This is a genomic window from Providencia sp. PROV048 (genome assembly GCF_033688165.1).
GTDB lineage: Bacteria > Pseudomonadota > Gammaproteobacteria > Enterobacterales > Enterobacteriaceae > Providencia > Providencia hangzhouensis.
This window is the reverse complement of record NZ_CP096360.1, coordinates 2,276,488-2,299,592: the sequence shown is the minus strand read 5'-3', so window position 1 is coordinate 2,299,592 and position 23,105 is coordinate 2,276,488. Positions and strand designations below refer to the sequence as shown.

General features: G+C 39.2%; 17 protein-coding genes. 11 read left to right on the top strand and 6 right to left on the bottom strand.

Annotation, left to right across the window (positions count from 1 at the left end; all coding sequences use genetic code 11):
• Nucleotides 1-61: 61 nt before the first annotated feature.
• Together M1F26_RS10050 and ydgH are read right to left on the bottom strand one after the other, a co-directional pair.
• Nucleotides 62-1,402: a basic amino acid/polyamine antiporter gene (locus tag M1F26_RS10050; RefSeq protein WP_004254844.1), complete on the bottom strand. Its 1,341-nt coding sequence runs from the start codon at nucleotides 1,400-1,402 to the stop codon at nucleotides 62-64.
• Nucleotides 1,403-1,755: 353 nt separating this feature from the next.
• Entirely contained in the window at nucleotides 1,756-2,706 is a 951-nt protein-coding gene (gene ydgH, locus M1F26_RS10045; protein WP_140172450.1) for a DUF1471 family protein YdgH, read from the bottom strand.
• A 385-nt stretch (nucleotides 2,707-3,091) separates the two neighbouring features.
• Between ydgH and pntA the strand changes: the two genes are divergently transcribed.
• Together pntA and pntB are read left to right on the top strand one after the other, a co-directional pair.
• A complete protein-coding gene (gene pntA / locus M1F26_RS10040; RefSeq protein ID WP_200129127.1) occupies nucleotides 3,092-4,621 on the top strand; it encodes a Re/Si-specific NAD(P)(+) transhydrogenase subunit alpha in 1,530 nt (509 codons plus the stop codon).
• 13 nt (nucleotides 4,622-4,634) lie between these two features.
• Nucleotides 4,635-6,023: a Re/Si-specific NAD(P)(+) transhydrogenase subunit beta gene (gene pntB, locus M1F26_RS10035; protein WP_094960629.1), complete on the top strand. Its 1,389-nt coding sequence runs from the start codon at nucleotides 4,635-4,637 to the stop codon at nucleotides 6,021-6,023.
• Between the two features lie 131 nt (nucleotides 6,024-6,154).
• On the opposite strand, the gene M1F26_RS10030 is transcribed toward pntB, so the two are convergent.
• On the bottom strand, nucleotides 6,155-7,351 hold the full coding sequence (locus M1F26_RS10030; protein ID WP_140172452.1) for an MFS transporter: 1,197 nt from the start codon (nucleotides 7,349-7,351) through the stop codon (nucleotides 6,155-6,157).
• Between the two features lie 169 nt (nucleotides 7,352-7,520).
• Between M1F26_RS10030 and M1F26_RS10025 the strand changes: the two genes are divergently transcribed.
• The gene (locus M1F26_RS10025; RefSeq protein ID WP_140172453.1) at nucleotides 7,521-8,144 is read left to right on the top strand and encodes a TetR/AcrR family transcriptional regulator; all 624 of its coding nucleotides are present in this window, start codon (nucleotides 7,521-7,523) and stop codon (nucleotides 8,142-8,144) included.
• Between the two features lie 70 nt (nucleotides 8,145-8,214).
• Here M1F26_RS10025 and uspE read toward each other — a convergent pair whose 3' ends face one another.
• Together uspE and M1F26_RS10015 are read right to left on the bottom strand one after the other, a co-directional pair.
• Nucleotides 8,215-9,162 (bottom strand): universal stress protein UspE, encoded by a 948-nt coding sequence (gene uspE / locus M1F26_RS10020; protein ID WP_140172454.1) that lies wholly within the window; start codon nucleotides 9,160-9,162, stop codon nucleotides 8,215-8,217.
• Between the two features lie 125 nt (nucleotides 9,163-9,287).
• Entirely contained in the window at nucleotides 9,288-10,043 is a 756-nt protein-coding gene (locus M1F26_RS10015) for an FNR family transcription factor (protein ID WP_004254821.1), read from the bottom strand.
• A 364-nt stretch (nucleotides 10,044-10,407) separates the two neighbouring features.
• Here M1F26_RS10015 and M1F26_RS10010 point away from each other — a divergent pair, with 364 nt between their 5' ends.
• The 5 genes from M1F26_RS10010 to M1F26_RS09990 all read left to right on the top strand — a co-directional run bounded on the left by M1F26_RS10010 (nucleotide 10,408) and on the right by M1F26_RS09990 (nucleotide 16,050).
• Complete coding sequence (locus M1F26_RS10010) at nucleotides 10,408-11,418, top strand: NAD(P)H-quinone oxidoreductase (RefSeq protein ID WP_140172455.1); 1,011 nt, start codon at nucleotides 10,408-10,410, stop codon at nucleotides 11,416-11,418.
• 435 nt (nucleotides 11,419-11,853) lie between these two features.
• Entirely contained in the window at nucleotides 11,854-13,794 is a 1,941-nt protein-coding gene (locus M1F26_RS10005) for a pyridoxal phosphate-dependent decarboxylase family protein (RefSeq protein WP_140172494.1), read from the top strand.
• A 20-nt stretch (nucleotides 13,795-13,814) separates the two neighbouring features.
• A complete protein-coding gene (gene tyrP / locus M1F26_RS10000) occupies nucleotides 13,815-15,023 on the top strand; it encodes a tyrosine transporter TyrP (protein WP_140172456.1) in 1,209 nt (402 codons plus the stop codon).
• Between the two features lie 279 nt (nucleotides 15,024-15,302).
• Entirely contained in the window at nucleotides 15,303-15,854 is a 552-nt protein-coding gene (locus M1F26_RS09995; RefSeq protein WP_004254808.1) for a PadR family transcriptional regulator, read from the top strand.
• Nucleotides 15,847-16,050 carry a hypothetical protein gene (locus M1F26_RS09990; protein WP_004254804.1) on the top strand — a complete coding sequence of 68 codons (204 nt, stop codon included), beginning with the start codon at nucleotides 15,847-15,849 and terminating at the stop codon, nucleotides 16,048-16,050. The genes M1F26_RS09995 and M1F26_RS09990 overlap by 8 nt, the downstream gene beginning before the upstream one ends.
• Nucleotides 16,051-16,274: 224 nt before the next feature.
• Here M1F26_RS09990 and M1F26_RS09985 read toward each other — a convergent pair whose 3' ends face one another.
• The gene (locus tag M1F26_RS09985) at nucleotides 16,275-18,020 is read right to left on the bottom strand and encodes an ABC-F family ATP-binding cassette domain-containing protein (protein WP_140172457.1); all 1,746 of its coding nucleotides are present in this window, start codon (nucleotides 18,018-18,020) and stop codon (nucleotides 16,275-16,277) included.
• Nucleotides 18,021-18,433: 413 nt separating this feature from the next.
• Here M1F26_RS09985 and M1F26_RS09980 point away from each other — a divergent pair, with 413 nt between their 5' ends.
• From M1F26_RS09980 to rbbA, 3 genes are all read left to right on the top strand, one after another.
• Nucleotides 18,434-18,910 carry a GNAT family N-acetyltransferase gene (locus M1F26_RS09980; RefSeq protein WP_036957770.1) on the top strand — a complete coding sequence of 159 codons (477 nt, stop codon included), beginning with the start codon at nucleotides 18,434-18,436 and terminating at the stop codon, nucleotides 18,908-18,910.
• Nucleotides 18,911-19,280: 370 nt separating this feature from the next.
• Complete coding sequence (locus tag M1F26_RS09975; protein WP_036957769.1) at nucleotides 19,281-20,351, top strand: HlyD family secretion protein; 1,071 nt, start codon at nucleotides 19,281-19,283, stop codon at nucleotides 20,349-20,351.
• On the top strand, nucleotides 20,348-23,104 hold the full coding sequence (gene rbbA, locus M1F26_RS09970; protein WP_140172458.1) for a ribosome-associated ATPase/putative transporter RbbA: 2,757 nt from the start codon (nucleotides 20,348-20,350) through the stop codon (nucleotides 23,102-23,104). The genes M1F26_RS09975 and rbbA overlap by 4 nt, the downstream gene beginning before the upstream one ends.
• The last annotated feature ends 1 nt before the right edge of the window (nucleotide 23,105 follow it).

The following is a 23,105-nucleotide window of genomic DNA, read 5'->3' as shown; positions in this document are numbered from 1 at the left end:
GGATGTTGCAGTAGGTGAAGGCTTAAATTTATGGGTTAAAATTAAGCCCTCGTTTCTAAAACTAGGCAACCAAATAATAGAGCGCTGGGATAGCGCCGATAGCAATGGCATATGCCATGATTTTTTCAATCGCTTTTAATGGCATTTGGTTGGTTTGCTGCTGGCGAGCATAGAAAAATACCAAAATACCAGGGGCATATAAAACGACGGATAATAGTAAATTGATTAACCCTGATGCATAAAGCAACCATAGACCATAAAGACTGGCAATAGCTCCAACGGCAAGTAATGCCTTATTATGACGTTCAAAAGCTACTTTTACTAAAAATGCACCAACAAGGAAATAGGGGACTAAAATCATTTCAGAGGCAATGGTAAGCAATGTATTGTAATTACTCCCACTAAGCCAAATAAGAACCAAAGATAGCTGTACTGCACCATTAGTGAGCCATAAAGAAGATGATGGAGCATCATTCTTATTTAATTTATTAAATATTTTAGGAAATGATTGGTATTGGGCTGCAATATAAGGTACTTCAGCGGCCATAATCGTCCAACTTAGATATGCCCCACAAACAGAAATAATTAGGCCCGCTGCAATAATAATATCACCACTTGAACCAATTAAACTTATCATGAGTGGGGCCATGGATGGATTTTTTATTTCTGCAAGTTCAGCTCTAGGCATAATACCTAAAGAAAGTAAGGTTACTAGAATATAGATAATTAAAGCAGAACTCACAGCGAAAATAGTTGCTAAGCCAACATCGCGGCGGTTTTTCGCTCGTGCAGAGACGACAACGGCACCTTCGATACCAATAAATACCCATAGTGTAATCAGCATGGTATCTTTGACTTGTTCCCAAACTGGAACACCAAATTCGATACCACTAAAATCTGCATTGAAAATATCAAGTTTAAACGCAAAAAAAGCCAATACAATAAATAAGCCAAGAGGAACCAGTTTGGCCATTGTAGCAAGTTTATTAATTCCAGCGGCTGTTTGTACTCCACGAAGAACTAAATAGTGAACAAACCAAAGGAGTATTGATTCTCCGACTAGGGCTTGCCATGTATTTCCATCACCAAAAATAATGTTGTCAGGAGTATCAGTAAAAAAACTGATTGCTGCGAATACGATAACAAGATAAGACACATTGGCAACTACCGCACATAGCCAATAACCCCACGCCGAGCAAAAACCAATTAATTCCCCGAAGCCGACTTTTGCGTAAGTAAATATTCCACCGTCAAGGTCAGGACGTATGCGGGAAAGTAACAATAGGGCAAATGCTAAAAAGAGGATACCCACACCTGTAATTGACCAACCAATTATTAATGCGAGTGGGCTGGCAACTTCCGCCATATTTTGAGGGAGACTAAAAACACCGGCGCCAACCATTGAGCTAAGAACTAGCGCAGTTAGTGCGGTAAGACTCAAAGTATTTTTCAAAGTAAATCCTGAACGTTCAGAAATCAAAAGTTAAAATGACGTTAAAGTGCCATTACAATAATGAGTTTAACTAGTAGCCATTAAAAAAGCAGATAGAATGACTACATGTTTTCATAGGTGTGGATTCTACGAACGAAATGACAGATATGCAATGGCAATGTATGCATTTTTAAAGATGTTTTATGCACTTTTTTAAAAGAATGGAAGTGAATAGAGCCAAAGAAAATAAATAACGTAAAGAGAAAGTATAAAAACAAAAAAACCAGCCGAGTAGGCTGGTTTTAATATCACATAAATTAGGACTATTTAAACAAGTCTGCACTGATAGTGACACTGCCACCATTAGATTGCCATTCTCTTGTAATATGAAAATATTTAGCCCCTTTCGCTTCCGCACGTTTTGCTATTTGGTAACGTACTTCAGGCGTATTGGTGTAATATCCAGAGAATGTAATAGAGTCAAATGGAACCATTTGTGCAGCTGCTGTTTTGTTGACCTCTTCGATAACATAACCACTTGGCAGAGTCACACTAGTACGACCCGGTTGACTGCTAGAGGTTTCAAAGAAGCGTCCGACTGCGGTTGTTGGTTCTTCAGAAGATGCAACGCCAGGAATGCGAACTTTTTTAGCCGCTTCACCGCCTTCTGCTAACAGAGCACGACCAGCGTCAGAATCGGCAGGAACTACTGCCTCTTCATTAAGAACTTGTCGTTTCGGTGCATCTTTTTTATAGATATAAGCAGTTGCTAATGTATTTCCACCATCATTCATTGCGATATTACGAACCACATAGAACGAGGCAGCATTTTTCTCAAGTGCTTTTTTTGCAATAGCCTCATATAGGTCTGGTTGAGAAGGGTAAAAACCGCTTACAGTAACAGTATCAAAAGGCTCATATTCTGTTGCGTCAGTTTTTGACATTTCCTCAACACCACCGAATACACGACGTTTTGGTGTATCAACTTGTGGTGCATCTTTTGCGTAGACATCAGCAACAACACGCATGTTGCCGCTATCACCTACATCATCAAGGCTTTGAATGTAAAAGGCATATGCCCCCATTTTATCAGCCCTACGGGAGACTGCATCGGATGCTTCATAAATAGCATTAAAGCGCCCGGTGACTGTTATACGCTCATAAGGTTTTAATTCAGTAGCCTGTTTTGGCGTCAATTCAACAGCCGCCTGAGTAGCAGTTATACTAGTTAATGATAACACCGCGGCTGCGATGACCGTAGTTTTCAGCTTCATACAAAATCCTTCCGCCTTGCGCAATTTATTATAAACATGCTGAATCTTAGTTGTATCACATGTACGTGATTATTACACGTAACGGAACCTGTTGTCTCATGATTTTATTTTTATGAGAAATAAATAATTATTGACTAGTTAAATTTACCAGATTTTTTAAAGTATCCAGTATTTTATTGACCTAAAACTAAGATTTTCACTGCGAATTCCATTTACTGTCTAAGAATCGTGATCAATTATGGATCAAGAAGCTTATTTTCAGTAGGTTATTAGAACATTAAAAATCTGTTTAAGCACAAAATAAGACTTTTCTCTGTGATGACAGTCATTATTTTAGCAAACACTCTATTAACAACATTACGTTAGGCATTAAAAAGGGAACATTATGCGTATTGGTATACCAAGAGAACGACTTGCCAATGAAGCGCGTGTTGCGGCTACACCATCTACAGTAACTCAACTTCTTAAGTTAGGTTTTTCTGTCTGTGTAGAACAAAATGCGGGTCATTTAGCCAGTTTTGATGATGTAGCATACGAACAAGCGGGGGCAGAAATCGTTGATCGTGATACTGCATTTGCTGCGGATATCGTTTTTAAAGTCAACGCGCCACTGGATGATGAAATTCCTCTGTTAAAAGGAGGGGCAACACTGGTGAGTTTCATTTGGCCGGCACAAAATGCTGAGCTAATGGAAGCTTTAAAAGCTAGGAAAGTTAACGTGATGGCGATGGATGCGGTACCACGCATTTCACGTGCTCAATCACTTGATGCGCTTAGCTCAATGGCGAATATTGCTGGCTACCGTGCAATTGTTGAAGCTGCTCACGAATTTGGCCGTTTCTTTACGGGGCAAATTACGGCCGCAGGTAAAGTTCCTCCAGCGAAAGTCATGATCATCGGGGCAGGGGTTGCAGGCCTTGCTGCGATTGGCGCTGCTGGTAGTTTAGGTGCCATTGTGCGTGCCTTTGACACTCGTCCTGAGGTGAAAGAGCAAGTTCAGAGTATGGGTGCTGAATTCCTTGAATTAGATTTCAAAGAAGAGGCTGGTAGTGGCGATGGCTACGCCAAAGTAATGTCAGAAGCATTTATTAAAGCTGAGATGGAACTGTTCGCTGCACAAGCGAAAGAAGTCGATATCATTGTAACTACGGCACTGATTCCAGGTAAGCCTGCACCTAAATTGATTACCAAGGAAATGGTTGAATCAATGAAGCCGGGGAGTGTGATTGTAGACTTAGCGGCGCAAACCGGAGGGAACTGTGAGTTAACCCAAGCTGACAAGCTGGTTGTGACTGATAATGGTGTAAAAATCATTGGTTATACCGACTTACCAAGCCGTTTACCAACACAGTCATCACAGTTATATGGAACAAACCTCGTTAACTTGATGAAGTTATTGTGCAAAGAGAAAAATGGTGAAATAGACATTGATTTTGAAGATCTGGTAATTCGTGGGGTCACTGTGATTAAACAAGGTGAAATCACTTGGCCAGCGCCCCCAATTCAGGTATCTGCTCAGCCGCAGGCGAAACCAAAAGCGGTGGAAAAAGTTAAAGCGCCTGAGAAAAAGATGTCACCGACGGTAAAATATGGCTTGATGGCATTAGCTATCATCTTGTTTGGTTGGTTTGCTAATTCAGCACCAAAAGAGTTTTTATCGCACTTTACGGTATTTGCATTAGCTTGTGTGGTTGGTTATTACGTGGTGTGGAATGTGACTCATGCATTGCATACACCGTTAATGTCAGTCACTAACGCTATTTCAGGGATCATCGTCGTGGGCGCCTTGCTCCAGATTGGCAGCGGTGGCTGGGTAAGCTTCTTATCCTTTATCGCCATATTGATCGCGAGTATCAATATTTTCGGTGGGTTCACTGTAACTCAACGCATGTTAAAAATGTTTCGTAAAGGGTAAGGGGTAACTTATGTTGTCGAGTGGAATTGTGACAGCAGCTTACATAGTTGCTGCTATCCTATTTATTTTCAGCCTTGCGGGGCTATCCCGTCATGAAAGTTCCCAACGTGGGAATACTTATGGCATTATCGGGATGGCTATCGCCTTGATAGCCACTATTTTAGGTCCTCACAGTGCTAATGTGGGCTGGATGATCGTTGCGATGGTCATTGGTGCTGTCATTGGTATTCGCTTAGCGAAAAAAGTTGAAATGACAGAAATGCCTGAGCTGGTGGCTATTTTACATAGTTTCGTCGGTTTAGCTGCAGTGCTGGTTGGTTTTAACAGCTTTATCGCCAGTGAAGGGCATGCTGATGTTGTGATGGAAAACATTCACTTAACTGAAGTTTTCTTAGGGATCTTCATTGGTGCAGTTACCTTCACTGGTTCAGTAGTCGCTTATGGTAAATTATCAGGGAAAATGTCATCAAAACCGATGATGTTACCTAATCGCCATAAACTGAATTTAGCGGCGTTAGTGGTTTCATTTATTCTGTTAGTGATTTTTGTTAAAACAGAAAGTGTCGGCTTGCAAGTTTTCTTGATGCTAATTATGACCGCCATAGCTTTAGCTTTTGGCTGGCATTTAGTCGCTTCAATTGGTGGCGCGGACATGCCAGTGGTGGTTTCAATGCTGAATTCGTATTCAGGTTGGGCTGCAGCAGCGGCAGGTTTTATGTTAAGTAATGACTTGCTGATTGTCACAGGGGCATTGGTCGGTTCTTCAGGTGCGATTCTGTCCTATATTATGTGTAAGGCGATGAACCGTTCGTTTATCAGTGTTATTGCAGGAGGCTTCGGTACAGATGGCTCTTCAACAGGCACAGAAGAAGAAATGGGTGAGTATCGCGAAAGCACCGCAGAGGAAGTCGCTGAAATGTTGAAAAACTCAACATCAGTAATTATCACTCCGGGTTATGGTATGGCGGTAGCACAAGCACAATACCCTGTTGCGGATATCACCACTAAATTACGTGAACGTGGTATTAATGTGCGTTTTGGTATTCACCCTGTAGCTGGGCGTTTACCTGGCCATATGAACGTATTATTAGCCGAAGCTAAAGTACCTTATGATATCGTATTGGAAATGGATGAAATTAATGATGATTTCTCTGATACCGATACCGTTCTTGTTATTGGTGCTAACGATACGGTTAACCCAGCGGCTCAAGAAGATCCAAACAGCCCAATTGCAGGTATGCCAGTTCTTGAAGTTTGGAAAGCAAGCAATGTTATTGTATTTAAACGTTCGATGAATACTGGCTATGCTGGGGTACAAAACCCATTATTCTTCAAAGAAAATACACAGATGTTGTTTGGTGATGCGAAAGATAGCGTTGATGCAATCTTACGTGCATTGTAATTTAATGAGTCACTAATTCATTTCAAAATAATTAGTAAAGTAAATAAGAAGGGGTGATTGGTTAATTCCAGTCACCCCTTCTTGATATTTGAAAGCTAAATCAGTGTATGTGATGCAGTCTTATAAACGCATCATTTGAGGCAAAATCGAGCACAATTGGTTAACCCTCGAGCAAAAGTAAACACTAATAAAAACGCAAATGTAGATATAGTCAGCATGCTCATCATGAGAACTCCGCCATTGAAATGGTCCATGACGTATCCTCCTACTAGACTGCCAATAGTAATTAGAATTAAAAACATAAAGGTAATAAGGGCGGAACCTTTCTCGGTTAATTCCGGAACATGAACGTGCATCCACATATTGATTGTTGCAGGAACCATACCCGCAGCGATCCCCCATGAAAAAACAAATATGATACTGGTCGCCCAATTAAAATCTAAAACAGATAATGCGAGAAAAGCTAAGGCTAATAAAAGTGCACTAATCGCGAAATTATAACGAACATTATATTTTCCAACATAACCCGCCAGTATATTGCCAACTACGCTGGCCACTCCAAAAAAGAGCAATAATGCTGAAATTTGTCCTTCGATAAAACCTGCAGTTTGTTTAAAGAACACCGTAAAATAATTATACGCAGAGAAATGTGCTAAAAAAATCAGTGTGAATATAATTAACCCTTTACGCGCAATAGGGTGCGAAGGCATCAATAACAATTCCTTCCATTGCATAGACGAAGAAGGTTTTAATGATGGTAAAGAGAAATACTGCATTAAAAACGCGACAGCACCTGCAATAACCAGCGCAATATAAGGCATTCTCCAACCATAGTTATCGGATAACCAAGCGCCTAGAGGTACTCCGAGCACGGTGACTAATGTGACAGCTGAAAAGAATATTGTTACGGATGTGGTAATTGACATATTTTTAGGTGCTAGACGTATCACTAAGCCTGCTGCAACTCCCCAAAAACCCCCTAGTGCAATTCCTAATGCGAATCGACCTAATAAAACTAAGCTAAAATTAGACGCGAAAGCCGTAATTGCATTAGCTAATATCATGAGAGCAACTAAGAAAAGTAAGACTTGGCGTCTATCGATATTTTTGGCATAAATGGGGACGAATAGGGAGGATGCCATACCTGCGATAGATGTGACAGTGACTGTAAGCCCTGCGGTACCTGTTGATATTTGAAAATCATAAGCGATGTTATTTAGCACACTAATGGCTAAAAACTCACCAGTAACAATAATGAAGCAAGCAAAAGTTGCAGATAATAGTGAAAGCCAGTTACCATTGTGCGAAGAAATATGAGTTGTTGTCATGCGCTTTCCATGAAAATTAAGTAGTTTACAAAAAAGAATGATTTTATAGTGACCGCTATAAAATCATGGCGCTATTGTTTATGTGAATTTAGACGTTGTCAATTATTTTTATAATGATCACTATAAAATAGTTGTGGTATAGTGAATTGACTGCGAGTAAAGTGAGAATATGAATCAAATAAAACGCGGGCGGCCTAAAGGCTTTGACCAACAAGCTGCACTAGCTAAAGCCATGCTATTGTTTTGGCGAAATGGCTATGTTGCAACCTCAATTAGCGATTTAACTCAAGAGCTAGGTATCACAGCGCCTAGCCTTTACTGTGCTTTTGGTGATAAAGCATCGTTGTTTAATCAATGTATTGATTATTATTTGATGAATGAAGCTTGTCCTATTTTGTCTATTGTAAAGCAAGCTAAAACAGCGAAAATTGCAATTGAATTACTGATGTATGAAAGCGCTAAAAGGCTAATTCAGCCAAACAAGCCCGCGGGTTGTATGCTGATTACAGCGACAATGAATGGGTCAAAGCAAATCGAAGATGTGCAATTAAACGTCCAAGAAAAACGGAAAAGTTATCAGGAAATTCTACTGGCACGTATGCGTAAAGGCATTGATGATGGTGATGTTGCTCCAGATGCGCCGATTGAAGCTATCGTTGATTTTTATATAACGGTAATTGATGGTTTTACCATACAAGCTTGTGATGGAATTGATCTTGAAAGACTTAATCAAGTCATTTTTAATGCGATGCAAGCTTGGCCGATACTTAGTCAAAGTTCAGTTCAGCAATAACTTAGCCATGATTAAATTAATCCCCAATAACATAAATATTATTGGGGATTAATAAGTTTTAGATGATTAGTTAATCATCATCAGCAGGGTTGATAGGACAAACAAAACCGTCAGGTTTAATCGCTAATAAATCACATTTTAGCTTATCGATGACATGCTCCGCGGTATTCCCCAAAAAAGCCGCTGAAATGCCTGTACGGCCTAAAATACCCAGCACCACAACCCCCGCATGTAATTCTTCACACATGTCAGGAATAATTTTCTCAGGTAGACCTTCACGGACATGGGTGTACTTTTCATCAATCCCAAATTTTTGCCGTAGCTCTTTCATCGCAATTAAATGTTGGCCACGTAGTGCGTTGTTATATAAGCTCGGGTCGAAATCGGGCAACTCTATGGCAATATTCATTGGGGCAACAGGATATGCGCTTACTAAATGAATTTCCTGTTCTTTAATAATGCGTGTTGCTAAGTCTTTTGTTTTTTCGACCAATTTGATATTGAGGTCATCGTGATAAGATTCCTCATTTGATAAATTAACGGCAACAACCACTGAACCGTGGTCTGGCCATACTTTATCTTTCACCATCCAGACGGGAGCAGGACATTTTCGGAGTAAGTGCCAGTCTAACGGGGTAAAAATAATTGACTCGAAATTATCGGTTTGATGTGCCATTTTCAGTAATAAGTCATGTTCACCACTGATAACCTCCTGAATAATGGCCTCATATGGCTTGTTGTGCCAAATAACTTTAATTTCAATATCAATGCCTGCTTCAAGATAGAAATGAGCTTGTTGTTTGATCCACGCTGCTTTTTGGCTTATTACACCTTTACGCATGGCATTACGCTCTTCAGGGGACAGTAATGTTGTCATGTCATAGGAAAGGTCGTAGATAGGCAAAAACGCTTTTATCCGTCCACCATTACGCTGCACGATGTAGACAGCACGTCTTAATGCAGGTTGATCATCCTGATTTGGGTCAATTGCAACTAGCAGGTTTTTATAGTTTGCCATATTGAAATCCTCTCGATACACGGATATTTCCATATAGATAAACTATGATATTGAGATTAAATAGGCAAGAAATCTGGAGAAAAAAATGAAAACGGATCACTGATAACGTGATCCGTTTAGGGATATTAGCATGTAATTGCTGAAACTTTACCAGCGATATCAGTCAGTTTAGCCATATCCTCGATAGTGATGTACTTACCTTTAACACTTAGCATGCCACTTTTCTGGAAACGTCCTAAAAGGCGACTAATGGTTTCAACTGTTAAGCCAAGATAATTACCGATATCTCCACGAGTCATGGTTAATCTAAATTCTCTTGGTGAAAAACCACGTTCCGCAAAGCGGTGAGAGAGGTTAAGAATAAATGCAGCTAAACGCTCTTCCGCATTTTTCTTAGATAATAAAAGGATCATTTCTTGATCACCTTTAATTTCACCGCTCATTAAACGCATAATTTGCTGACGTAAATTAGGCATTTTGCCTGATAAGTCGTCTAAGGTTTCAAAAGGTATTTCACAAACCATTGAAGTTTCAAGTGCTTGTGCAAAACTTGGGTGCTGTGTATGAATGATAGCATCAAAGCCAACAAGGTCTCCTGCTAAGTGAAAACCAGTAATTTGCTCATCGCCTTCTTCGGTTATTGTATAGCTTTTTATTGTACCTGAGCGGATAGCATATAATGAACGCAATTCATCGCCTGCTTTAAATAAAGCTTGGCCTTTTTGAATTGGTTTCTTGCGTTCGATAATATTATCAAGTTGATCCAGTTCATGTTCATTCAGCGTAAAAGGAATGCAAAGTTGGCTAATACTGCAGTCCTGGCAATGAATAGCACAACCACCAGACTGGATGCGACGAACAACTCTTTTTTCTGGGATCATATTTAAGGCTCAATCAAGTTAAAATTATTGATATGAGTCAATTTTAACATAAGATAATGCAACTAGTAAGTAGTAATGTATGACAGAATCGACTTAATAAACAAAAAAGCCAATCAGAAGGCATGTGAGAAATTAGTGAATTTAGATATTCATGCTAAATTAAAGAAGATTACTAAGTATATAATTTGATATAGATTAAATTTTAGCCTCTAAACGATAAAAAGATGACTTACATCATCATAGTAGTTACTACTCTAAACTGTCGTAATTAAGCACGAAATATTAAACTAATTAGCATTAATTTAACACAAAAATAAATTTAGGAATATCAATTTTTCAAATTAACCTCAAAAAGGAGAATATAATGGCACTTATCCAACAGTCTTTACCCACCTCGATGACAGTTGTAGACATTATAGAACCTGGTGGACCAGAAAAGCTGCGATTAATTGATATACCGTTACCTAGAATTTCTGCAGGGTATTTGCTCGTTAAGGTGGAAGCTGCGGGGGTTAATCGCCCTGATATTTTTCAGCGTAAGGGGTCTTATCCTCCACCGGCAGATGCTTCTCCGATTATGGGGCTTGAAATTGCAGGAACTATAGTTGCCAAGGCGGATGATGTAGAGGAATGGCAGCTCGGAGACAAAGTTTGTGGACTGGTTGCCGGGGGAGGTTATGCAGAATATTGTTTAGTGCATAAAAACATAGCCTTACCGTTAGGGAATTTATCTTTTATCGAGGGTGCAGCGATACCTGAAAACTTTTTCACTGTTTGGGCAAATGTTTTTCAAATAGGCAAACTTAAAAAAGACGAAACGGTACTTATTCACGGTGGAACATCGGGAATTGGTAGCGTGGCGATTATGTTAGCAAAAGCCTTTGGCGCAACAGTGATTACTACTGTTGGTTCAGAAGACAAAGTTCAAGTTGCAAAATCGTTAGGCGCAAATTGTGTTATTAACTACAGAAACGATGATTTTGTTGAAGCAACACTCAATTATACCTCTTCTCGAGGTGTTGATATGGTCGTAGATATTATCGGTGGTGATTATGTTGCGAAAAATTATCAAGTTGCTGCTAAATTTGGACGAATAATTCAAATTGGTATGATGAAAGGTAACCCTAAAGAGTTAAATATGATGCCTTTAATGGTAAAAAGATTAACTCATACGGGATCAACAATGCGTTCTCGAACTATTGAAGAAAAAGTTTTGATCGCACAAGAGCTCAAAGAACAAGTTTGGGGAATGTTACAAAAAGGTGAAATTAAACCTATTGTTAACAAGATCTACCCTTTAGCCCAAGTAAAAGACGCTCATGAGTATATGGAATCAGGTGACCTTACTGGTAAAATTATCCTAATAAACAATTGACTATAATTTTTTAATCTGGTTTTTATTGTTGTATTACGATATATTTATAATAGTAAAAACCAGTCTATTTATAACAAATAATTCACATAATCAAGTCTTTTTAGCGTAAATATCTCTTTACAGTTAACTAAATTTTGATTTTTTGTGCTCGTCCACAAATTAGAATGAAATTCCAATTGGTTTGTTAATAATTTAATAAAAATAGATTATATCTATAAACAAGTTGGCCATTAACGGTTTGTTTATCAATAAGTAATCCTTAAATGATATTTTTAAATGTATATCATTAATATATTGATATTTTTAAATGTATATCATTAATATATTGATATTTTTTATATAAACACAGCCCGTTATGCACTTTCCAATGATATTAAGTTAAGTGACTTAAATGCAACTAGCGGCTGCTAATTGCAGTTTGAAGGTGTAGTAATGATGAATAATTTTAAAAATGCAAAGATGAATGTAGATGCATTGTTTTTAGGCCCTAAATCTGAAAATGCTGTCTTTTTTAAAGAAATGATGGAATATTCAGTGAGTGAACACATGCATTGGCGCTCTAGCTATCATCCAGAAGACCCTGATCTTATCTCTACCGTTGACCGCTATGCCCCTGAATACCGAGATACGTTATATCGTACAGAAGGTATTCTTAATCAACTCTCTTCAAAATTAAAAACAACATCAGTTCCATGGTTCTCTCCACGTTATATGGGCCATATGAATGCAGATACGCTGATGATTTCTAATTTAGCTTATGTTATGGCGATGATGTACAACCCTAATAATTGTGCACAAGAATCTTCTCCGACGACAACCGTTTTAGAAATAGAGGCCGGATTAGATTTATGTGCCATGTTTGGTTATGACGTACAACATGCTTGGGGGCATATTACATCAGGTGGGACAGTAGCTAACTATGAAGGATTATGGGTGGCTAGAAATATTAAAACACTACCGTTGGCGGTTATGCAGCACCCAAAATCCCAATACTTGCTAAAGGGGAAAACCGAAAAAGAGTTGCTCAATCTTTCAGTATCTACAGTTCTAGACTTAATTGACGAATTAAAGAAACAGCAAATTTTTGAGGAAATTCGTGATTTAACCTGCCGTGGAGTTGGAGTAGAGCAAGGAAAACTTGGTAAGTTATTGGTTCCCCAGTCTAAACATTATTCATGGATGAAAGCGATGGATATCCTTGGTTTAGGCCAACAGAATATTGTGCAACTACCCGTTGATGCAAGTTATCGAACGGATGTGTGTAAAATGCGTGAAACCGTATTTGCATTGATTGAGCAAGAAGAGCCTATTTTAGCAGTCGTTGCCGTTATGGGAACCACAGAAACTGGCGCAATTGACAATGTCAAAGAAGTCATTGAGCTACGACGTGAATGTGAGCAACGTTTTGGTGTTTCTTTTTATGTGCATATCGATGCTGCTTATGCGGGATACGCTTGTGCGATGTTTCGTGATGAAGAAAATCAATTTATGGAGTATGAGAATTTAATCCAACGGTATCATAGTGAAGGAATTTTCCCTGAAAATATGGTGTGGCCAAAACGCGATGTGTATGAAAGTTTTAAAGCATTAAGCCAAGCTGATTCTATTACCGTTGACCCTCATAAAGTGGGGTTTATTCCGTATGCGGCGGGGGCAATTTGTATGAAAGATAAGCGGATTGTAGATTTGGTTTCTTACCATGCCGCTTATGTATTTGAAGAAGTGCAAGAAAAACAGCGTAAAGCAGAAAAAACGCAAAATGTATTACTTGGCTCTTCCATCATGGAAGGGTCAAAAGCGGGCGCAACCGCCGCAGCGGTATGGGCTGCACACCGCTTAGTCCCATTAAATGTTTTAGGGTATGGAAAAGTGATTGCCGCAGGGATCATCACCGCTAATTGGATGATTGACAAAATTAATCAATGTGAGCCTTTCATTATTGATGAGCGTCAATTTTCAATTATAGCGATGCCTACGCCTGATTTTCACATGATTAACTTTATGTTTCGTGAAATCGGAAACACCTCTTTAGAAAAGCAAAATCAGCTCAATAAGCGGCTATATGAATTATGCTCTTATGCAGCTGGTCGGAGTTATTCTAATGATTTTCTCACCTCATCAACTTCGCTAACTTATGACGAATATGGTGATAATCCATTGAATTTATGTCGAGATGCACAGTTCTCTGATAACGAATGGCATAAAGTGCGGTCAATTTATGTACTACGGGCAGCGATCATGACGCATTGCTTGCGTGATAGGGCACATTTTGAAACCTATTGGGCGGAGTTAAAAAATATATTTGAAGATAAACTGCAACAACTCATTAATGAAGAAAATAAGTCAAATCATTCCAATTATAAAATTAATATTTAATTGATTGTTAGGATCTCAATATGAAAAATCGCACACTTGGTAGTGTATTTATTGTTGCAGGTACTACGATTGGCGCAGGTATGTTAGCTATGCCTATCGCGGCTGCGGGTAATGGGTTTTTAGTTAGCTTGGCTATGTTATTAGTGTTATGGGCATTGATGTGTTACACAGCATTGCTTTTGGTCGAGGTTTATCAACATGAATCCCACGAAACGGGGATTGGTAGTGTTGCGCAGCGGTATTTAGGGTCTAGTGGCAAATTTATTACGGGTTTCAGTATGATGTTCCTTATGTATGCACTGACAGCGGCTTATGTCAGTGGTGCAGGGGAAATCATTACTTCAAATTTAAAAAGTAGTTTTGCCATTGAAATGGCCGATTGGATGGGAATTGTTGTATTTACCGTCATTGGCGGTGGCGTTGTATGTTTCGGGACTTCATCCGTAGATTTTATCAACCGTATTTTATTTGCTGCAAAAATTGTTTTCCTAGTCATTATATTGGCATTAATGATACCGCATGTTGAGCAACAAAATTTATTGGCTGCGCCAACTGAAAAAATTCTCATTTTATCTGCGATACCGGTATTTTTTACCTCATTTGGTTTTCATGGTAGCGTCCCAAGTATCGTTAAATACATGGGAGGGGATGTCAAAAAATTGCGGGTTATTTTTATCATCGGAAGTGCTATCCCATTGATTGCTTATATTTTATGGCAAATCGCAACCTTAGGGAGTATTGGTACAACCACGTTCGTTGGTATTTTGGCTGAAAACGCAGGGCTTAATGGACTATTAGATGCAATTAAGGATGTGGCTCAATCAGGAAAAACAGAGTTAATTGCACAAATGTTCATGAGCTTGGCTCTAGCGACATCTTTCCTTGGGGTTGCTTTAGGGTTATTTGACTTTTTAGCAGACTTATTTAAACGTCAAGATAATGCTTCAGGGCGTCTACAAACAGGTTTGCTCACCTTTGGACCACCGCTAGTTTTTGCTTTATTTTATCCTAAAGGGTTTGTGATGGCGTTAGGGTATGCCGCAATCGCACTTTCAATACTGGCTTTATTATTACCTAGTGCTATGGCATTTAAATCAAGAACATTAAACCAACGGAAATATCAAGTGTTAGGCGGTGGATTAGGTCTTTCATTAGTATTTATTTGTGGAATTATAGTCATTGGTGTTCAGTTAGGGATTGTTTTCAACATATTACCTAATATTGGGTAATTGCACTTCGCTTCTATAGCCAGCCAACATACCGACGGCTGGCTTTATCACTTCAAAAATAGGTTAATTTCATATCTATTGCCAACTTTACTCAGTTAGACAATTTACCGCACATTTTTTACTGTTGTGTCGACATTTAGTCGGTATAATCCATATAAGAATGATTATCATTAGCACGTTATGCACAAAAATAGATATATCTAAAGCTGGCATTTTCTGTAAAAGTAACTATCATATTAGATATATCGGTTTTTATATAAATAACCACTGAGAATTTTAATGGCAAATGAACAACAACTCGAGCCGTGTTTGTGCAACGGTAAAAGTGTCAGTCGTATGTTTAACCCTAAACAGTTAAGGATTTATATCCTACATTTACTGACAGGGGGAATTAATTACGGTTATGAGTTAATAAAAAAAATTGCAGAAGAAACGGCAGGTTTTTATTGCCCAAGCCCAGGTGTGATATATCCAACTTTGACGTTATTAGAGGAGTTAGGGTTTATTTCGGCGGGTAAAGATAATGGAAAAGGGCGTAAGTGTTATGTCATAACGCCAGAAGGTCGCTGTTTTTTATTACTCAAAGCTGAAATATTGGCAGAAGTTCAACTAAAATTAAAATATGCTCAGGAATTAAAAGCAGGTAATCAATTCGCTAATGAAATTGAATGCGCTGTAGATAAATTTAAGTCATTGTTGAGACACCAAATCGTGATACAACAGTTGACGAAAGAAGAGACAACAAGAGTCGTTGAGATCATTAACCGAGCAGTGGAACGTATTGAGCAAGTCAATGCAGTGTTAGTGGCAGAGGGAAAATCAAATGGCTAAAACGAATGATATTATACAAGCAAAAGAGCGTTTATATATGAAAGAGACAAGCAAAATACCACAGAGCAACGCCCCGGTTTCATCTGAAAATGAACCGTCTGTGAAGACGAATAAAGACGTTAAATTTAAAGAGGTTGTATGCCCTAATGTGCCAACTTCATATTTTAAGCGAGCAAAGAAACAAAAAATAAAATAACCAATTAGATAGTTTACAAAATCTTTATTCACTTAAAAGACATAAAGAATAAACCTTATTTATTTTCTTATTGATGAACAACGCGACTCAGTCTTCTATTATTCCATCAATAAGGTAAATTTTAGGGTGCATATAATTATTTTGTAAACTTTAGCTATGATCCTATATCAATATATAACTTCATAAAAAATCCCCTGATCACTTAACGTAACCAGGGGTATCGGTTACAAGCCCAATTTAGCGTGTATTTGGGCTATTTCGTTGATCCACTGCTGCTGTAATTGCGGTTTTTGGTGGCTTAATTTGCGTTTTTGATCCGCAAGTAGCTTTTGCTCCAATATCAGCAATGTTTCTAACAACTCATCTTCATAAGTAGTTTCCTTACTGAGAATTTCAATCGTTGATTTAGAAGGGCCATTTTCCCCAAGCGTAGACGTTAACACTTGCTGGGATTGCTGCTCGATTTTATGATAAATATCATCAGCATTAAGGTATTCCTCTAGCCGATTATCATCGATAAACCAGAAGCGTTGGCAGCTATTTTCAATGAGCCATTTATCATGGCTTACAACCAATAATGCCCCAGAAAATAAGCTAATTTGCTCACAAAGCGCTTCCTTGCCTTCTAGATCAAGGTGATTGGTAGGTTCGTCCAATAAAATCAACTCATACTGAGCTAAACTTAAACCAATAAACAATAATCTAGCGCGTTCACCACCGCTCAGTGTTGCCACTTTCTGTTGGTGACGATTATAGGCAAACCCCGCTCCAATCAATGCCATTTTTCGTTGTTCATCGGTTAAAGGTGAAAAATGACGTAGTGCATCTAATAGGCTATCATTATCATTTAACTGCTCTAATTGTTGGTCATAATAACCAGCACGAATTGCTGGATGAAACTTCAATTGTGAGCTATAGCGTAAATTTTGTTGATAATGTTGCCAAAGTAGACGTAATAGTGTTGATTTACCACAGCCATTGGCTCCCATGATAGCGATACGATCACCACTTTTCACTTGATGAAATGTCGTTTTAAATAACTGATTTCCATTCGGTGTTGAAACAACGGTGTTTTCCAACTCTAAAACTCTATCTGCAGGAATAGCTTTGCCATTTAAAGCAAGCTTCCATTGATAGCCTTCAGTTAGCTCAGTTTGGGCATCTTTAAGACGGTCAATATGTTTTTCCATCTGTTTAGCTTTGCGTGATAAGGCTTCATTGTCATACACATGCCCCCAAATCGCTAAACGCTTGGCACTTGATGCAATACGGTCAATTTCTTTTTGCTCTGCTTGATTACGGCGTGCATCAGTGATGTCTTTTTCACTTAATGCTTGCCGTGCTGCACTGCAAGGTAACCGATAAAAATGTAATGATTTATCTCGTAAAATCCAAGTACAGTTACTGACTTTATCTAATAACGATTGGTCATGGGAAATTAGCACAAAACTCCCTTTCCATGACTGTAAGAAATTACCTAACCAAATAAGTGTGGGCAAATCTAAATGATTACTAGGTTCATCGAGTAACAGTAAATCGGGTTGTTCAATTAAAGCACGCCCCAGCAGCAAACGTGTATGTTGTCCTCCACTGATTGCATTCGCTTTTTGTTCCCATTGTTCAGGTGTAAAACCTAATTCTGATAATAAAACTTCAGCCCGCCAGCGCTCAGTGGCTTTATCTTGTTCAGGGAGTTTTTGAACAAGTGCATCAATCAGAGTCAAACAAGCGATTTTATCGGGTAAATGTTGTTCAATATAAGCAGTAACACAATGATTTGCATAGGTAATACTGCCACTATTAGGAAACAGTTGTTGGGTTATTAGCTTCAATAATGTACTTTTTCCACTCCCGTTATGGCCAATTAAACCAATGCGGTCACCTTGTTGAATGGTAAAAGAAATATCGCTTAATAAGGTAGAGGTTGAAGTATCGTAATTTAATGATTTTACAGTTAATAAAGTGCTCATAGCTTACTCAAATTTTAGGCATAAAAATGCCAGGGCATAGTCGTCACGACAACCCAGTAAGCTGAGGGAAGATTTTCTTTAGTGGCTTCGCTCAGGCAGGGTTATCGCAGTATAAAACTGTGAAAGCCTGAGCTCTGGCGATTACCAAAGAAGTGTGAATATTCAATAAGATCACACAACAACATAAATTAGCCTCCTTAATATTCATTTAGTTAATCGATGAGAGAATTATAGCTAATATGTTATTTAACCAACAAGGTCCGAAAATGCGCTCTCTGATTATTATGGGAAAAAGCATATACAGGTATAAATGTTACTTATATCATGCGCGAAGAAATGAATAATATTGCTGTGAATTGGGGTCTTGCTATGTAGCGTTTAAAATCATGATTCAAAAAACAAGAGAGCCCCAAATGAACGTAGAAATAAAACCCGCAACATGTGATGACGCTGCTTTGATATTAGATATGATCATTGAATTGGCAGATTATGAAAAAGCACGTCACGAAGTTAAAGCCACGGTAGCTGATATTGAAAATTCCTTATTTGGAGCGAATTCAAGCACAGAAGCCTTAATCTGTTATGTGGATGGTCAGCCAGCAGGGTATGCCGTATTTTTTACGAGTTATTCAACATGGTTAGGGAATAATGGTATTTATTTAGAAGATTTGTATGTCTCCCCAGATTTTCGTGGCGCGGGTGCAGGAAAGAAGTTACTCAAGCATATTGCAGTGTTAGCCGTAGAACGAAAGTGCCAACGGCTGGAATGGAGTGTTTTAGATTGGAACCAGCCAGCAATTGATTTTTATAAAAGTATTGGCGCAGAACCGCAAGATGAATGGGTTCGTTACCGAATGGATGAAAAAGTGATTGCTGCATTCGCAAGCTAATATTTATTCATATTCAAACATCGTTGAATAAAGCCAGTAAATTAAGTTACTGGCTTTATTTTTTTATTTTGAATTAAATATGTACAATTAATGCCTTATCCTGATTTTTGTGAGTTTATTCTGTTTTTTTGTGACATAAGGCAACTAAACTTAAACCAAATGTTGATAAAATGCCATTAAATTAAATAGATAGCCAATTTAATGGTAGTGCTAACACTTACTTGGCCAAGTTTTAAATAAAAATAATATTTTTAGTTTTAAGGGTATTTATTTCGTATAGAGACAGTTATGTCATTTTATTAATAATCACCAGGTTAATAATCAAAATAATTGTTGTTCCTTGTTTTCTCATTTAATGGAAAGGGATGGTATGAAAATAAATAAACAAAAAGTATCTTTTTACATCATTTTAATATTAATTATTGTTGCGGGTGGTTTCTATTACTGGAATGTTAATTCAGGTGGTCTACCCGCTGGATTCGCTCAAAGTAACGGCCGTATAGAAGCAACAGAAATTGATATTGCCACTAAGACGGCAGGACGTATTGAAACGATTAATGTAAAAGAAGGGGATTTTGTTAAAGAAGGGCAAGAACTTGCTCGCATGGATACGCGAGCACTCCAAGAGCAACTCCATGAAGTACAGGCACAATTACGCCAAGCCATCAGTGCAGTGACCACTGCCGAGTCTGCTTTAGCGCAACGTAAAAGCGAAAAAGTTGCAGCCCAGGCTGTTGTTCGTCAACGTGAAGCGGAGTTAGACGCAGCGCAAAAACGGTTAAATCGTTCTAGAGCTTTGGTGAGAACCAACGCCGTATCTCAGCAACAAGTCGATGATGATACAGCACAGATGCAAGGCTCTCGTGCAGCACTGGAAGCGTCAAAAGCTCAAGTTGCCGCCGCGACATCAGCCATTGATTCTGCAAGCGCTGGTATAGTCCAAGCGAAAAACCGTGTTGATGCAGCGACAGCAACGGAACGCCGTATTATTGCGGACTTAGATGACAGTATTCTAAAAGCGCCAAGAAACGGGCGTATTCAATATCGTGTTGCTGAGCCTGGAGAGGTACTTGGCGCTGGCGGACGAGTCTTGAACATGGTCGATTTAAGTGATGTGTATATGACATTTTTCTTACCGACTGAAGATGCAGGAAAAGTTGCCTTAGGCAGTGATGTTCACATTATACTTGACGCTGCACCAAATATCGTGATCCCAGCCAAAACCACTTTCGTGGCGAGTGTTGCTCAATTCACACCGAAAACCGTAGAAACACAAAATGAACGCCTAAAATTAATGTTCAGAGTGCGTGCACGAATTTCGCCTGAATTATTAGAGCAACATCTAGAATATGTGAAAACAGGGCTGCCCGGAAAAGCTTATGTGCGTTTAGACCCTAATGAATCTTGGCCTGCTGAATTAGAGGTGAGATTACCACAATGACCAATAAACTGATGGATGATGTGATTATCGATATACAACATGTCAGCCAACATTATGGTGACAATTGTGCGTTGGATGACATTGTACTTTCCATCCCAGCAAGAAAAATGGTTGGGTTGATTGGCCCTGATGGTGTAGGAAAATCAAGCCTGATCTCCCTGATTGCAGGGGCAAGAGTGATTCAACAAGGCCAAATAACGGTACTTGATGGTGATATGAGTGATATTGAGCATCGTAGAGCTGTTTGCCCTCGCATCGCCTACATGCCGCAAGGTTTAGGGAAGAACCTCTACCATACGTTATCTGTTTATGAAAACGTCGACTTTTTTGGCCGCTTATTTGGCCAATCAAAAGCTGAGCGTGAATATCGGATTCAGGATTTGCTTGAAAGTACAGGGCTTGCGCCATTTAAAGACCGTCCAGCAGGCAAGTTATCAGGAGGGATGAAACAAAAGCTTGGGTTATGCTGTGCGCTAATTCATGATCCCGATTTATTAATTTTGGATGAACCTACTACAGGGGTTGACCCGTTATCTCGTGCGCAATTTTGGGATTTAATTGACCGCATTCGTTTGCGACAAACCAATATGAGCGTTTTGGTCGCAACGGCTTATATGGAAGAGGCCGAACGCTTTGATTGGTTAGTGGCAATGGATGATGGCAAGGTGCTCGCTACAGGTCATGCATCTAAATTAAAAGCCCAAACTCAATGTGATGATCTTGAAGCTGCGTTTATTGAATTACTACCTGAAGAAAAACGCAGTGGCCACAAAAAAGTCGTGATCCCTCCACGTGATACTACAGAAGACAATATTATTGCTATTGAAGCCCAAGACCTAACTATGCGTTTTGGTAACTTCGTCGCTGTTGACCATGTGAATTTTAAGATCCCAAAAGGGGAGATTTTTGGTTTCTTAGGGTCTAATGGCTGTGGTAAATCAACCACTATGAAAATGTTGACGGGTTTATTACAAGCCAGTGAAGGGCAAGCATGGCTATTTGGTCAAGAAATAGATCCGAAAGATATCGAAACACGTAAGCGTGTCGGCTATATGTCACAAGCATTTTCACTATATAGTGAATTGAGTGTTGAGCAGAACCTTGTGCTTCATGCCAAGCTTTTTCATATATCTGAGGATAAAATCCCTCAGCGAGTTGACGAAATGTGCCAGCGTTTTGAACTTGATGATGTGCGAGACGTCATGCCAGACGACTTGCCTTTGGGGATCCGTCAAAGGCTATCTTTAGCTGTCGCGGTTATTCATGAACCTGAAATGTTAATCCTTGATGAACCCACTTCAGGTGTAGACCCCGTTGCCAGAGATATGTTTTGGAATTTAATGGTCGACTTATCAAGACGTGACGGTGTCACTATTTTTATTTCTACCCACTTTATGAATGAAGCAGAGCGCTGTGACCGCATTTCACTCATGCATGCAGGTAAAGTCTTAGATTGTGATACCCCTGTTAACTTGACCAAGAAAAGAGGGCTTGGCACGCTTGAAGAAACCTTTATCGCCTATTTACAGGATGCTGTGGGGGATGCAGGACAAGGACAAGAGACCGCGCCAGAGTTCCACGTTGACCCTGAACTAAAAGAACAAGCGACTGAAGCATTGAAAAAACGTTTTAGTTTGCGTCGGTTATTTAGCTATTCCATACGGGAAGGCATGGAGTTACGTCGTGACCCTGTACGTTCAACACTGGCATTATTAGGAACGGTAATTCTTATGTTTATCATGGGTTACGGTATTAGCATGGATGTCGAAAATTTACGTTTTTCCGTACTAGATCGCGACCAAACGGGGTTAAGTCAAGGATATACGCTGAACTTAGCAGGTTCACGTTACTTTATCGAACAGCCCCCAATCAAAGATTATGATGATTTAGAGGCTGGTATGCGTAGCGGTAAGATTACCGTTGCGATTGAGATCCCACCTAACTTTGCAAGGGATGTTGCTCGAGGGAGTAACGTTAAAATTGGCGTGTGGATTGATGGTGCGATGCCAAACCGCGCTGAAACTGTGCGTGGTTATGTGCAAGCGATGCACTTAGCATGGCTAAGTACGATGGCTGCTCGCCAACCCGTTGGCGTTGCTGGTATGCCAGCTATCGACATTGAGACTCGATATCGTTATAACCCAGATGTTCGTAGTTTACCGGCGATTGTTCCCGCAGTTATTCCATTATTATTAATGATGATCCCCGCAATGCTTAGCGCGTTGAGTGTTGTTCGGGAAAAAGAGCTTGGTTCGATTATCAATCTTTATGTCACTCCGATCACCAAATTAGAGTTTTTACTTGGAAAGCAGGTCCCTTATATTTTATTAGGCATGTTTAACTTTGTATTACTTTGCATACTGTCCGTCTATATATTTGGTGTTGAATTTAAAGGTAGTTTTCTGACGTTAACCTTGGCCGCATTTTTGTATATCAGTATTGCAACAGGAATGGGGTTATTAATTTCATGCTTTATGAAAAGCCAAATTGCAGCAATTTTTGGTACTTCTATCATCACTCTGATACCAGCAACACAATTTTCAGGAATGATTGACCCTGTTTCATCATTGGAAGGTATTGGCCGCTGGGTTGGGATGGTCTATCCAACATCACACTTTTTAACTATCACGCGAGGAACCTTCTCTAAGGGACTAAATTTATTCGATTTACAGTCATCGTTTATCCCATTACTGATCACTGTTCCATTGGTTATTGGGCTCAGTGTTTTATTCCTGAAAAAGCAGGAGGCATAGC